The following is a 12,916-nucleotide window of genomic DNA, read 5'->3' on the forward strand; positions in this document are numbered from 1 at the left end:
GGAAGCTTTCCGGAGAGAAATATTCAGACGACGAGGCTCTGCTCGGCGTCATCGCGTACCAGATGGCCCGGCGAGACTTCAAGATAGCGCCGCTCGGGAACGACATAGTCAATGGGGCGCACCGGGCTGACAATGTCGCCGGCGGCCATGTTGCGGCTGCGGCGCACCGCGGGGTCGGGCACCGGCACGGCGGCGATCAGCTTGCGCGTATAGGCATGCTGGGGATTGTCGAACACCGCGGCACGGGGACCGATTTCCACGATTTCGCCGAGATACATCACCGCGACGCGGTGGCTGACGCGCTCGACCACCGCCATGTCGTGGGAAATGAACAGGAAGGCGATGCCCAGCCGGTCCTGCAGGTCGAGGAGCAGATTGACGACCTGGGCCTTGACCGACACATCCAGCGCCGAAACGCTCTCGTCGGCAATGATGAGCTTGGGCTCGAGCCCGAGCACCCGGGCGATGCAGATGCGCTGGCGCTGGCCGCCGGAAAATTCGTGCGGGTAGCGTTCGGCCATGTCCGGGTCGAGCCCGACGCTGCGCAGCAGTTCGGCAACGCGGTCACGCACGTCACGGCGGCTGGCAATGCCGTGAAACAGCAGTGGCTCGGCAATGGCGCCGCCTACGCTCATGCGCGGATTAAGACTGGAAAATGGATCCTGAAAGATCATCTGCACCTTGCGCCGGGCTTCCAGGATGCTGCGCTTGGTCATCTTGAGAATGTCGAAACCATCGAGCAGGATATCGCCATCGGTCGGCTCGACCAGGCGGGCGATCGAGCGGCCGGTGGTCGACTTGCCGCAGCCGCTTTCGCCCACCAAAGCGAGGGTCTCGCCGGCATTGATCGTGAAGGACACGTTTTCCACGGCATGGACGCGCGCCTTGGGGCCGCCAAGCCAGCCCCCGCCCACATCAAAGCGCGTGGTCAGGTTGTGCACCTCAAGCAGCGGCTGGCGCGATTGCACCACCGTGTCGCCCATTTCGACCGGCACCGAGGCGATGCCCGTCGCCGGATCGATGATGGGAAAGCGCTTGGGCCGGTCGGTACGGCTCATCGAGCCCAACCGGGGCACGGCGCTGAGCAGTGCCTTGGTATAGGGGTGCTGCGGGTTGGGGAACAGTTCGGCCGTGCGACCGGTCTCGACGCTCTGGCCGCGGAACATCACCAGGGTGCGGTCCGCCACGTCGGCGACCACGCCCATATCGTGGGTGATGAACAGCACCGCCATGCCCTCCTCGTCCTGCAGCACCTTGATGAGGTCGAGGATCTGGCCCTGGATGGTGACGTCGAGCGCCGTGGTGGGTTCATCGGCAATCAGCAGCTTGGGCTTGCTGGCCAGGGCCATGGCGATCATCACGCGCTGGCGCATGCCGCCGGAGAACTGGTGCGGATAGTCGTCGAAGCGCGATCTGGCCGCCGGCATACGCACCTTTTCGAGCAGCCTGATGGTCTCGGCGCGGGCGTCGGCGCCCGAAATCTTCTGGTGGCAATAGAGCGCCTCGCTGATCTGGTCGCCAATGGTGAAGACCGGATTGAGGCTGGTCATGGGCTCCTGGAAGATCATGGCTGCTGCCGGGCCGCGCAAGTTGCGCATCTCGGGCTCGGGCAGACTGAGCGTGTACCGCCCATCCAGGATGATGCGGCCGCCCACCTTGCTGGCATTTTTGGGCAGCAGCCGCATGATGGCCAGCGAGGTCACGCTCTTGCCCGAGCCCGATTCCCCGACAATGGCCAGGGTCTCGCGCGGGGCGATGTCGAAGGAGACGTCGCGCACCACCTGCCGCCAGGTGCCATCGACCTGGAACGACACGTCCAGATTGCGCACCGACAGAACCGGTTCGGCGATGGCCTCGTTCGCGGTCCTTGCAGCAGCGATGGCAGCGGACATGAGGTCCTCCTTTGGTCAGGATTGGGGAGTGGCGAAAGAGACGGAATGGGAGGCCGAGCCAAGGCCCCTGGCGGCCCGGTCGGCATCGAGGGCGGCGATGCGGTCGTCGATCTCCCGTCGGTCGATCATGCCCTGGGGGTTGGCGCGCGTGGCCATGGTCTCGACGACCAAGAGGTAGCGCTCCTGGGCCACGGCATAGAGGCGACGCAGTTCGGCCAGCGGATCGGCGTGGTCGTCGGCCCTTATATCGAGGTAGGGATAGTCCTGGTCGCGATAGACCACGAGGGCGGCCGACTGCTTGCCGCGCTTGTCGCCGCCGGCGTCCTCACCCGCCTGCATGGCCTCGAGCAGCCGCTCGATCATCGGCTTGCCCATGCTGGCCTGATAGGCCGCCAGGGTCTGCGCCACCACTTCTGGCCCGGCCAGCATATTGCCGGCTACCGACACATTGTCGGCGACCAGGTGCCCGGCCCAGTCGATGCAGGCCGCGCCGGTATGGGCAAAATTGCGGCCCTGGGCATCGATCAGGTGGAACTGACGCTGGTCGCGGCCGCCGTCACGCGCCAGCAATGTCGCCGCCGCCTCGGCGGGGGACTGGCCGGCCTCCATGAGGCACAGGCCGTCACTGCCATAGAGCGGATTGACGAAAGCCTGGGTGGCCACGGCACCAAGGCCCGCCTTGATATGGGGGACGATACTGCCGACGGCAAAGAAGCGGCTGGCCACGGCAATGCCGAAAAAGCCGGTCTGCGGGTCACGGGCGACGATAGAATAGGTCATCGCTATCGCCCCGCCGCATAGGCTTGCATCAGTCGTGGCGTTGCTGCCGCGCGCAGCAGGCCATCGGCATCGCGACGCGCCGCGGTCAACCGCCCCACCGTCCAGGGCCGCGCCAGTTCGAGCTTGTGCCCCCTCGCCGCCAAGGCATCGAGGGTCGCCGCCGGCGCGCTGGATTCGATCATCACATTGCCCGGCTGGCGCAGGCGCGGGTAGAAGGAGGACGGGAAATGGGCGGTATGGAACAGCGGCAGATCGATGGCCTCCTGCAGGTTGAGCCCGTGATGGACATGGCGCAGGAAGAAGGAGAGCTGCCACTGGTCCTGCTGGTCGCCGCCCGGCGTGCCAAAGGCCAGGGCCGCGCCGTCGCGATGGCGGGCAATGGATGGGGTCAGGGTCGTCCTTGGCCGTTTGCCCGGCGCCAGCGAACTGGGCAGGTCGGGGGTTAGCCAGAACATCTGGGCCCGCGAATTGAGGCAGAAGCCGAGCTTGGGGATGATCGGGGATGACTGCAGCCAGCCGCCGGAGGGGGTGACCGAGACCATATTGCCCCAGCGGTCGATGACATCGATATGGACGGTATCGCCGCGCTCTTCGGCCAGGTGCCCCATGGTGGGCTCAAAGACCACGCCATGCCTGCCATCCATGCCGGCGATCAATCCCCTGGTGCGGTCCACCAGACCTTCAAAGCCCGGAATGGTGCCGGGGCGCATCTCCATGGAGGCGCGCGCCCCGATCAGCCCGCGGCGCGCGTCATTATAGGCGGGCGACAGCAGGGTCTCGAGCGGGATCTGGGAAAATTCGGGGTCACCGTAATAGACCTCGCGGTCGGCATAGGCCAGCTTCATCGCCTCTACGACTACATGGACGAAGTCGGGACCGGTGGGATCCATGGCCGCGATATCGATGCCGGCCAGCAAAGCCAGCGATTGCAGCAGCACCGGACCCTGCCCCCAGGCATCGGTCTTGTAGATGGTCCAGTCGTGATAATCATGGCTGGCCGGACGCTCCACGGTGGCCGACCAGCTGGCCATGTCATCGGCGGTGAGCACGCCCTTGTGCCGGCTGCTGCTGGCATCCATCACCTCGGCGTCGCGCAGGAAGCTGTCGATCTCCTCGGCGACGAAGCCGCGATAGAAGGCGTTGCGCGCCGCCTCGATCTGCGCCTCGCGGCCGGAGCGGCTTTCCGCCTCCGCCAGCAGCCGCGTCCAGGTGGCGGCCAAAGTGGGGTTGGTGAAATTGCTGGTGCCGGCGGGCGCCTGCCCGTCGGGCAGCCACAGGGCGTATGAACTGGGCCATTCGGTGCGGAAGAATTCGCTCATCTCGGCAATGGTCTGGCTGACGCGGGGCAGCATGGGGTGGCCCTGGCTGGCATAGTAGATGGCCGGCTCGAGCACCTGGCGCAGCGATAGCGAGCCATAGTCGCGCAGCATCAGCATCCAGCCGTCGAAGGCGCCGGGCACCACCGTGGCCAACAGGCCATCGCCGGGAATAATATCGAGCCCCTCGGCACGATAATGCTCAATGCTGGCGCCCGCCGGCGCAGGTCCCTGGCCGCAGATCACCTCGACCTTGCCGGTGGCGGCCGAATAGACCAAAGCCGGCATGTCGCCGCCCGGGCCGTTGAGATGGGGTTCTATGACCTGCAGGACAAAGCCGGTGGCGACGGCGGCGTCGAAGGCATTGCCGCCCTTTTCAAGCATGCTCATGCCGACGGCGGTGGCAATCCAGTGGGTGGAGGTGACGACGCCGAAGCGACCCAGCAGCTCGGGACGCGTGGTAAAGGTGGACATGTTCAGGTTCCCCGGTTTCAGGAATCGCGCGGATCGAGCGCGTCGCGCAGACCGTCGCCCATCAGGTTGAAGCCGATGACGACAAGAAAGATCGCCGCTCCCGGCCACAGCGCCATCCAGGGCGCCTGGGTCATGAAGTTCTTGGCGACGTTGAGGGCCGAACCCCAGCTGGGTGCGGGGGGCTGCTGGCCGAGGCCCAGAAAGGACAGGCTTGCCTCGGCGATGATGGCAAAGGCAATGGTCAGCGTGGCCTGGATGACGATGGGCGCCATGACATTGGGCAGGATATAGTTGGCGATGATGCGGAAGTGGCTGAGCCCGATGGCGCGGGCGCCCTCGACATAGTCCTCGGTCTTGACGGCCAGCACCTGGCCGCGCGTCAGGCGGATGAAGACCGGCATGCCCGACAGGCCGATGGCGATCATGGCATTGGTCAGGCTGGGGCCCAGGAAGGCGGCCAGCGCGATGGCCAGGACGAGGAAGGGCATGGCGAGGAAAGCCTCGGTGACGCGCGAGACGACCAGGTCCAGCCAGCCGCCGAAATAGCCCGAGACCAGGCCGATCGGCACGCCAACGACAACGGCAATGACCACAGAGACGACGCCGGCCAGCAAGGAGGCCTGGGCGCCGAAAATGACGCGCGACAGCACGTCGCGCCCGAGATCGTCAGTGCCGAACCAGTGCGCGGCCGAGGGCGCCTTGCGCACGGCGGCCCAGTCCTGGGCCGACGGATCGGCAATGGGCAGGATGGGCGCCAGCACGGCCAGGGCCACAAAGAAGCTGACCAGGGCCAGCCCGACCAGCGCGCCCTTGCCGGATTTGAACTTCTTCCAGGCGCGGCTGCCCGGTCGGGTCGTTGCCGGCTTGCCAGCGATCAACAAGGCATCGGTCATAGCGAAGCCCTCATGCGGGGGTTGAGCAGGACATAGAGCACGTCGGCGAACAGGTTCATGATGATGAAGCCGGCGGCCGTGCACAGCACCACGCCCTGCACCACCGCATAATCCCGGTTGAACACGGCATCGACTGTCAGCTTGCCGAAGCCGGGAATGGTGAAGATCTGCTCGGTCAGCACCGCGCCGGCGAGCAGTTCGCCAAACAGCAGTGCAGTCAGCGTCACCACCGGCAGCAGCGCATTGCGCCAACCATGCTTGAGAATGACATTGCGCTCGGTGACGCCCTTGGCGCGGGCCGTGCGCACATAGTCGGACTGCAGCACGCCCAGCATGGCCGCGCGGGTGTGGCGCATCAGGATGGCGGCCAGGCTCGACCCCAGCACGAAGGCGGGCATGATGGTGGTGCGCAAGGATCGGGACGGGTCGTTGAACAGGGATTCGTAGCCCGAGGCCGGCAGCCAGCCCAGCCAGACCGAGACCAGCAGGATCATCATGATGCCGAGCCAGAAATTGGGCACCGAAAGGCCGGAAAGGGCGATGATATTGGCAGCATGGTCGAGAAAGGTGTTCTTCCTGACCGCGGCGAGGATGCCCAGCGGCACGCCGATGATATAGGCGAAGCCCATGGCCATGACCGCCAGCTGGATGGTCACCGGCAGCTTTTCGCCGATCAGCTGCAGCACCGGCTGGCGGGTGCGCAGCGAAATGCCGAGATCGCCCTGCAGCACCTGCCAGAGCCAGTTGAGATATTGCTGATAGAGCGGCAGGTTGAAGCCGTATTTCAGCCGCAGCGCATCGATCACCGCCGGATCGCGCTCCTCGCCGGCCATGGCAAGGATGGGATCGCCCGGCAGCAGCTTTTGCAGCAGGAAGACAAAGACCGACACGATCAGCAGCGTGGGTATGGCAGCCAGAATGCGGTTGAGAATATAGCGCGTCATGGTGACCTCCTGGCCAGGCGGTGGACGGCGGGAGCGCGGGGCCCCCGCCGCTTGGGCGCTAGGGGGCGAGGTTGACGCCAGTCAAGCGGATCATGCCGTCCGGATAGGTGACAAAGCCGGTGACATCCTTGTCGAGCGCATAGAGCCAGGCAGTGTGGTAGAGGTAGATCAGCGGCAGATCGTTCTGCAGGATGGCCGTTGCCGCGTCGTATTTTTCCTTGCGGGCAGCGGCGTCACTCAGGCCACGTGCCTGGTTGAGCAGGGTGTCGACCTCGGGATTGCAATAGTCGCCATCATTGATGCCGCCCTCGCAGGTGACGAACTGATGGATATTGCCGTCCGGATCGACACGGCCGGACCAACCGGTCTGCCCCATCATGAAATTGCCGGCCGACTGGGTATCGAGCTGGGTGGCAAATTCGAGCGTGTTGAGCGTCAGATCGAAGCCGGCCTCGGCCACCATGGACTGGATCAGCTGGCCGATCTGCTGGGTCACCGGGCTGGTGCTCACCAGCAGCTCGACCGGCAGCCGGTCCACGCCGGCCTCGGCCAGCAGGGCCTTTGCCCCCTCGACGTCGCGGGCCTTTACCGGAAAATCGGCATTGTACCAGGGACTGGATGGCTCCCAGGACTGGTTGCCCGGGGTGACCGTGCCTTCAAACACCACCTGGTTAATGGCGTCCCGGTCGATGGCCAGCGAGAAGGCCTGGCGCACCTTGGCCTCGTTGCCAAACGGGGTGTCGCTGGCCTCGCCATTGTCGATATTGACGGTAATGGCCTGATAGCCCAGCCCCGTCACCTCAAGGAAGCTGAGGTTGCTGTCACCCCTGACCGTGGCGACGTCGGTGGCATTGAGGCGCTCTACCAGGTCCAGATCACCGGACTGCAGATTGGCCAGGCGCACCGTACCATCGGGAATGGGCAGGAAGGTCAGATTGTCGAAGTGGATATTGTCGGCGTTCCAGTATTCGGCGAATTTTTCCAGCACGATGCGGTCCTGCTGGACGCGGCTGGCGAACTTGAACGGCCCGGCACAGACCGGCGCCATGGCAAAATCGGCGCCAGCCGCGGCGGCGGCGGTCGGCGAGACCATCATGCCCGAGCGATCGGACAGCTGGGCCAGCAGGGTCACATCGGGCGAGGCCAGATGGAACGCCACCTGCAGCGGGCTGACGGCCTCGACCGTCTCGACCGAGGCCAGTTCGCTCTTGCGGACCGATTCCTCCATAGTCTTGTAGCGCTCGATATTGGCCACCACCGCCGCGGCATCGAAGGCGGTGCCGTCATGGAAGGTGACGCCTTCGCGCAGGTCCATGGTCAGGGTCAGACCGTCATCGGACCAGTTCCAGGCCGTGGCCAGCTGCGGGGTGAATTCGAGCGCAGGGGTGATGTCTACAAGCTTGTCGCATAGCGAGGCAAAGACAATGCGGCCGACCAGGGTGCGGGACTGGGCCGGATCGAGGGCATCGGGATCTTCGGCCAGGCCGATGCGCAGATCGGCGGCGAATGCAGAGGGCGCCATGACCAGGCCGGCAAGCAGGACGGCGAGTGTTCGGTTCAGTTGCATCATTCCGTTCTCACTTCTTCAAAAGAGGATGGACGACTTCAGCGAAGGCCAAGGTTATGGCGCCTGCTGTGGTGAAACTGGCTGGTCCGGCGGCGCATTCAGCGCGTCACCGGCAGGATGACCGCGGTCATCGTGGTGTGGCGGACCAGGTTGTCCTGGATCGACAGCAGGTGAGCCAGCATCGCCTCGCCGGCCGCGGCGACATCGCGCGCGGCGATGGCGTCGATGATGGCGGTATGCTGGGCAAAGGACACCGACATATTGGCGTCGCTGCGGGTGGTCTCGCGGACGCTCTGCCAGACCGGGCTCTGGCGCACGCGATTGAGTACGTCGAAAATCGTCAGGAAGAACGCATTGCCGGCGCTCTGGGCGATCAGGCGGTGCAGCGCGCCATCCCACAATTCGCGGGCATCGGCATCGGCGTCGGCACTCTGGCGGATCCTCTCGGCCAGTTCGCGCATGCGCCTGATGTCGCGCGGCTGCGCCCGGATGGCTGCCAGCTGCGCCAGGGATGGCTCGATGCGCAGCCGCACCTCAATGATCTCCATGATGTCGGTGCCATCGGGCAGCGTGGCGTCGATGCCCGGCAAGGGGCCGCTGCCGATGAAGGTCCCCGAGCCCTGGCGACGCCAGACCGCGCCTTCCGCCTCAAGCACTTCGAGCGCCCGGCGGACGGCCCGCCGGCTGACGCCCAGCCGCAAGGCCAGGTCGCGCTCGGTGGGCAGTTTGTCATTGCCCACCAGGTGCGCCGACACCATCAGCGACCGCAGCTGCTCCAGCGCATAGTTGGAATTGTCGCCGGCGGTTTCCAACGTCACTTTGTCCTCTGATTGGTCCGAACCAATAACGCTTTGGTTCAGCAAAGCCCCTTTACTGGCCAAGATCAAGGCCAAAGATCAGGCAGATTGCAGCCCCGCAGGAAGTCAATTTTAGTGTTGTCTGGCAATATGCTAGATATGTGTATCAGCACGCAGCCACGGGATTGGGCACGGTCTGCACAAGATGTTCGCAGCCTTCAGGCGGATGAACCATTGCCGCGGCGCCGGCGTCAAACCGCCGGACCCGGGATGCAGGACTTCCCCGGCTGTGGCACGGCGCCGGGCGAAAACCCGGCGCCATGCCGGGCGCTCAGCCCTTGGTGACGCCTTCCAGGCGCAGCAGGCCATCGGGATAGGGCACGAAGCCGGCCACTTCCTTGCCCATGCCCCAGATCCAGGTCGAGTGGTAGAGATAGATCAGCGGCAGGTCGCGATCGAGAATGACCCGGGCAGCGTCATAGTTCTGCTTGCGCAGGACGGGGTCGGTCGAGGCCCGGGCCGTCGCCAGCAACGCGTCAAGTTCGGGATTGCAGTACTTGCTGTCATTGATGCCACCGGCGCAGGTGACGAACTGATTGAGATTGGCGTCGGGATCGACATAGCCCGACCAGCCCACCAGGTCGGCCTGATAATCGCCGGCGGTCTGGGCCGCCAGCAGGGTGGCAAATTCGGTGGCCTGAATGGTCAGGTTGAAGCCGGCCTCGGCCACCATGGACTGGATCACCTGGGCGATCTGCATCGATTCAGGGTTGTTGGGGACCGTCAGCTGCACATCGACGCTGGGAAAACCTGCCTCCGCCAGCAGGGCCTTGGCCTTGTCGGCGTCGCGCGCGGGAACCGGAATGTCGGCGTCATACCAGGGACTGGTGGGCGAGAAGGGCTGGTTGCCCGGGGTAAAGGCGCCATCGAACACCACCTGGTTGAGGGCGGCCCGGTCGATGGCCAGCGAGAAGGCCTGGCGCACCAGGTTGCTCTGGGCCAGCGGCGTATCGGCCCCTGCCCCATTGGCCACGTTCACGGTGATGCCGGAATAGCCGATGCCCTTGGCCTCGGCATAGGTCAGATCGGCATCGGCCTTCACACCGGCCGCATCGACGGCCGGGATGCGCTCGATCATGTCGAGGTCGCCCGAGCGCAGGTTGGCCAGGCGCACCGTGCTGTCGGGAATAGGCAGATAGGTGATGGTGTCGAAGTGATAGGCGTCGGCATTGTAATAGGTGGCATCCTTTTCCAGCACGATGCGGTCCTGGGCAATGCGCTCCTTGAACTTGTATGGCCCGACGCAGACCGGGTTGTTGCCGAATTCGAGGCCGGCGGCGATGAAAGCCTCCGGCGACATCATGGCGCCGGAGCGGGCGGCAAAGCGGGCCAGCAGCGTGGCGTCCGGCGCGTTCAGGGTGAACACCACGCGATGATCGCCATCGGCCGTCACCTCGGCGATCGAGGTCAGCTCGCTCTTGCGCCGCGATTCATCAAGGGTCATGGAGCGATCGATATTGGCGACGACCGAGGCGGCGTTGAACGGGGTGCCATCCTGGAAGGTGACGCCTTCGCGCAGGTCCATGGTCAGCGTCAGGCCGTCCGCGGACCAGGTCCAGGCGGTGGCGAGCTGGGGAATGATCTCCAGTGCCGGGGTAATGCCGACCAGCTTGTCGCACATATTGGCAAAGACCACCTCGCCGACAAAGGTGCGCGACTGGTCGGGATCGAGAATGTCGGCGTCCTCGCCGATGCCGATGCACAGATCAACGGCCAGGGCCGGCGCTGCGGCCGCAATGGCGGCGGTGATGGCAAGGGCAGAGACGAGATGCTTGAGTTTCAGTCGCATGGGCCATGGTCCTTCCTGGCGTTGATAGGGGCAGAGCGGCGGCGCCGGCATGGCCGTGAACACCGCTGAGGGAGACGGGCGACGCCGGCGGCGCGCCCGGCAATTGATCAGTCGGGCCGGCCGCGCGGCGCCGGGGCGCCGTTGTGCAGCAGGGCCTTGTCGAGGCGGCCATGCACCCCCTTTTCGCCATTGACCGACTGGGTGATGGCGAAATCGGCCGCCAGCGAACACAGCTGGTAGGCCTGGGTCTGGGTGATATCGACGCGCTCGCGGATCATGGCGATCATCTCGCGCACGGCGATGCGCAGGGCCTCGTCGAGGTCGGGCGCGAAGCCCATCGAGATCAGGCTCGTCGGGGTCTCGGCCCGCGGATAGGACAAGGTGCGGTCAGCCTGCTTGTGCAGGATGAAGGTGAAGGTGCCCGTCAGAGCCGTTTCGAGCGCAGTGATGCAGACCTCCCCATCGCCCTGGCAGCCATGGCCGTCACCGCAGGAGAACAGCGCCCCCTCCGCCCAGACCGGCAGATAGAGCGTGGAGCCGGCTGTCAGCAGCCGATTGTCGATATTGCCGCCATGCACGCGCGGCTCGCGAGAGGTGATTTCGCCATAATGGGCCGGAGGCGCCACACCCATGACGCCGAAGAACGGCGTGAGCGGCAGTACGGCGCCCCAGGGCAACCGGGCCGTGCGCGCCTGCTGGTCGATGGGAATATGGGTCAAGGTCTGGGTGGAGACCGGAAACTCGCCGGGCAAGGTGCCGACGAAGGGGCCCACGGCATTGAAGCCCCAGTCGGCGCCCAAAGCGACGTCGTCAATGCGCACTTCCAGGACATCCCCGGGAACGGCCCCGGCAATATGCACCGGCCCGGTCAGCAGATGGCCGAAGACGACGGGCAGCCCGGCAGCATTGATGGCCCGCAGCGCTGGCGCAACGGTCATGCCCGAGTCTGGCGGGGGAAAGACCGATGCATTGCCGCTCAGGGTCTCGATGACCACGGTGTCGCCGGACCGGACCTCAAGAACGGCGGGCTGGGCGGCCGAGAAGCGGCCCCAGCTGACGGTCTCCGGCGACGCGGAAAGCTTGTGAAGAGACATGGCGGCTCCGAACAATAGGCATGGGTCCGGGACGACGGGACTATCCCGTACAGATCCGGACAGGCTTCTGCCCAACATTTAGGCGCGTCGCCATTCTGCCTAAACGGTAGCGCCATAGCGTGGCTTCTGCAACCATTTTAATATTGGTTCATTTATTGGTTCGTTTCAGCCGCCGGAGTTTGCTGGCCGGGGCGGGACCGGGCTTGCAGGAATGCTTTTGCGGGGTGAAAGACGGACCTGCCGGTGGTACCAATCAAGCCCAGCCATCGACGAGATTCGGATGCCGACACGCATGAACGAGGTATCAGCCCCCCAGGCGGCGCTTATGGAATTGCGCCGGCAATTGAGCGCGGGCCTCTATGACGACAAGCGTTTGCCGCCGGAACGGGAACTGGCCGCGACGCTGGGCATCAGCCGGCGCGCGCTGCGGCTGGCGCTCGACACGCTGGAAGAAGAAAAGCTGATCTGGCGACGGCAGGGCCATGGCACCTTTGCCAGTGCGCAGTCCATGGTCAGCGACACCGAAATCGCGCGGCTGGCGCATCGGGTCAATCCGCTTGAAATGATCGAGGCACGCCTGGCCATCGAGCCGCTATTGGTTCGGCGCGCCGCCATCCGCGCCTCGCGTGCCGAAATCGCGGCCATCACCAAGCTGGCCGAATCGGGTCGCGATGCCCGGGATGCGCGCAGCTATGAAGCCTATGACATCGCCTTTCACCGCAAGATCGCCGAATGCGCGGGCAATGCCATGCTGCTGGCCATGTTCGAAATGGTGGGCAATGTGCGGCAGCGGGCCGACTGGCGACAGGTGCGGGAGTACAATTTCGACCATGAGGGCGCCGCGCAGACCTATGCAGAGCATCGCCGGATCATCGTGGGGCTGGAAGCGCAGGACGCCGCGGCGGCCGAACAGGCCATGCGCGAGCATCTGCAGCATGTCGCGCGCAATGCCCTGGGCCTGGCCGATCTACCGCCCGGCCTGATCGCCTGAGACCGGCAATTCCGGTGCCGGGCGCCAAGGCAGCTTGAGCCATAAAGCCCCGCCAATCCCCATGGGCGGGCGCGGCATCGCCTGCGACAACAATGGGAGAATGTCGGGCGCGCTCTCGTCTATTAAGGCTTTGGCGGCGGCCCGATGATCGTCCAGATCGATCACCAGGAGCGCGCCGGGGGATCGTTCCCGCTCGGCCTCAAGAATGGCTGCAGGCGTGTAGTGCACAGTTGGGGTCGCTAGGCTTCAGTCGGGTTCAAACCACTAGTGAGGCAAAGCAGACATCCCTGTCCGTCAGAAGCGCCCCGTCCCTTGCCGG

10 protein-coding genes are annotated in these 12,916 nt (G+C 65.3%); 1 reads left to right on the forward strand and 9 read right to left on the reverse strand.

The window, feature by feature from the left end:
• Positions 1-23 precede the first annotated feature (23 nt).
• The 9 genes from AC4NN3_RS14575 to AC4NN3_RS14615 form a co-directional block, all read right to left on the reverse strand.
• Positions 24-1,892 (reverse strand): ABC transporter ATP-binding protein, encoded by a 1,869-nt coding sequence (locus tag AC4NN3_RS14575; protein ID WP_491927804.1) that lies wholly within the window; start codon positions 1,890-1,892, stop codon positions 24-26.
• Between the two features lie 15 nt (positions 1,893-1,907).
• The gene (locus tag AC4NN3_RS14580; protein WP_491927805.1) at positions 1,908-2,672 is read right to left on the reverse strand and encodes a DUF1028 domain-containing protein; all 765 of its coding nucleotides are present in this window, start codon (positions 2,670-2,672) and stop codon (positions 1,908-1,910) included.
• Positions 2,673-2,674: 2 nt separating this feature from the next.
• Positions 2,675-4,462: a gamma-glutamyltransferase family protein gene (locus AC4NN3_RS14585; protein ID WP_491927806.1), complete on the reverse strand. Its 1,788-nt coding sequence runs from the start codon at positions 4,460-4,462 to the stop codon at positions 2,675-2,677.
• Between the two features lie 17 nt (positions 4,463-4,479).
• Positions 4,480-5,355, reverse strand: a complete 876-nt coding sequence (locus AC4NN3_RS14590; protein WP_491927807.1) for an ABC transporter permease — start codon at positions 5,353-5,355, stop codon at positions 4,480-4,482.
• Positions 5,352-6,299: an ABC transporter permease gene (locus tag AC4NN3_RS14595; protein ID WP_491927808.1), complete on the reverse strand. Its 948-nt coding sequence runs from the start codon at positions 6,297-6,299 to the stop codon at positions 5,352-5,354. Before AC4NN3_RS14595 ends, AC4NN3_RS14590 begins: the two co-directional genes overlap by 4 nt.
• A 58-nt stretch (positions 6,300-6,357) precedes the next feature.
• Positions 6,358-7,866 carry an ABC transporter substrate-binding protein gene (locus AC4NN3_RS14600; protein WP_491927880.1) on the reverse strand — a complete coding sequence of 503 codons (1,509 nt, stop codon included), beginning with the start codon at positions 7,864-7,866 and terminating at the stop codon, positions 6,358-6,360.
• A gap of 98 nt (positions 7,867-7,964) precedes the next feature.
• A complete protein-coding gene (locus AC4NN3_RS14605) occupies positions 7,965-8,684 on the reverse strand; it encodes a FadR/GntR family transcriptional regulator (protein WP_491927809.1) in 720 nt (239 codons plus the stop codon).
• Positions 8,685-8,994: 310 nt separating this feature from the next.
• Positions 8,995-10,512, reverse strand: coding sequence for an ABC transporter substrate-binding protein (locus AC4NN3_RS14610; protein ID WP_491927810.1), 1,518 nt, complete (start codon positions 10,510-10,512; stop codon positions 8,995-8,997).
• A gap of 107 nt (positions 10,513-10,619) precedes the next feature.
• A complete protein-coding gene (locus AC4NN3_RS14615; protein ID WP_491927811.1) occupies positions 10,620-11,606 on the reverse strand; it encodes an acetamidase/formamidase family protein in 987 nt (328 codons plus the stop codon).
• A 292-nt stretch (positions 11,607-11,898) separates the two neighbouring features.
• Between AC4NN3_RS14615 and AC4NN3_RS14620 the strand changes: the two genes are divergently transcribed.
• Complete coding sequence (locus AC4NN3_RS14620) at positions 11,899-12,597, forward strand: FadR/GntR family transcriptional regulator (RefSeq protein WP_491927812.1); 699 nt, start codon at positions 11,899-11,901, stop codon at positions 12,595-12,597.
• Positions 12,598-12,916 lie beyond the last annotated feature (319 nt).

Source organism: Devosia sp. MDV22-iso42 (genome assembly GCF_058629155.1).

What these genes read in the sequence shown, in the direction of transcription:
- AC4NN3_RS14575 (WP_491927804.1), bottom strand. Translation starts at nt 1,892, where the DNA reads ATGTCCGCTGCCATCGCTGCTGCAAGGACCGCGAACGAGGCCATCGCC.
- AC4NN3_RS14580 (WP_491927805.1), bottom strand. Translation starts at nt 2,672, where the DNA reads ATGACCTATTCTATCGTCGCCCGTGACCCGCAGACCGGCTTTTTCGGC.
- AC4NN3_RS14585 (WP_491927806.1), bottom strand. Translation starts at nt 4,462, where the DNA reads ATGTCCACCTTTACCACGCGTCCCGAGCTGCTGGGTCGCTTCGGCGTC.
- AC4NN3_RS14590 (WP_491927807.1), bottom strand. Translation starts at nt 5,355, where the DNA reads ATGACCGATGCCTTGTTGATCGCTGGCAAGCCGGCAACGACCCGACCG.
- AC4NN3_RS14595 (WP_491927808.1), bottom strand. Translation starts at nt 6,299, where the DNA reads ATGACGCGCTATATTCTCAACCGCATTCTGGCTGCCATACCCACGCTG.
- AC4NN3_RS14600 (WP_491927880.1), bottom strand. Translation starts at nt 7,866, where the DNA reads ATGCAACTGAACCGAACACTCGCCGTCCTGCTTGCCGGCCTGGTCATG.
- AC4NN3_RS14610 (WP_491927810.1), bottom strand. Translation starts at nt 10,512, where the DNA reads ATGCGACTGAAACTCAAGCATCTCGTCTCTGCCCTTGCCATCACCGCC.
- AC4NN3_RS14615 (WP_491927811.1), bottom strand. Translation starts at nt 11,606, where the DNA reads ATGTCTCTTCACAAGCTTTCCGCGTCGCCGGAGACCGTCAGCTGGGGC.
- AC4NN3_RS14620 (WP_491927812.1), top strand. Translation starts at nt 11,899, where the DNA reads ATGAACGAGGTATCAGCCCCCCAGGCGGCGCTTATGGAATTGCGCCGG.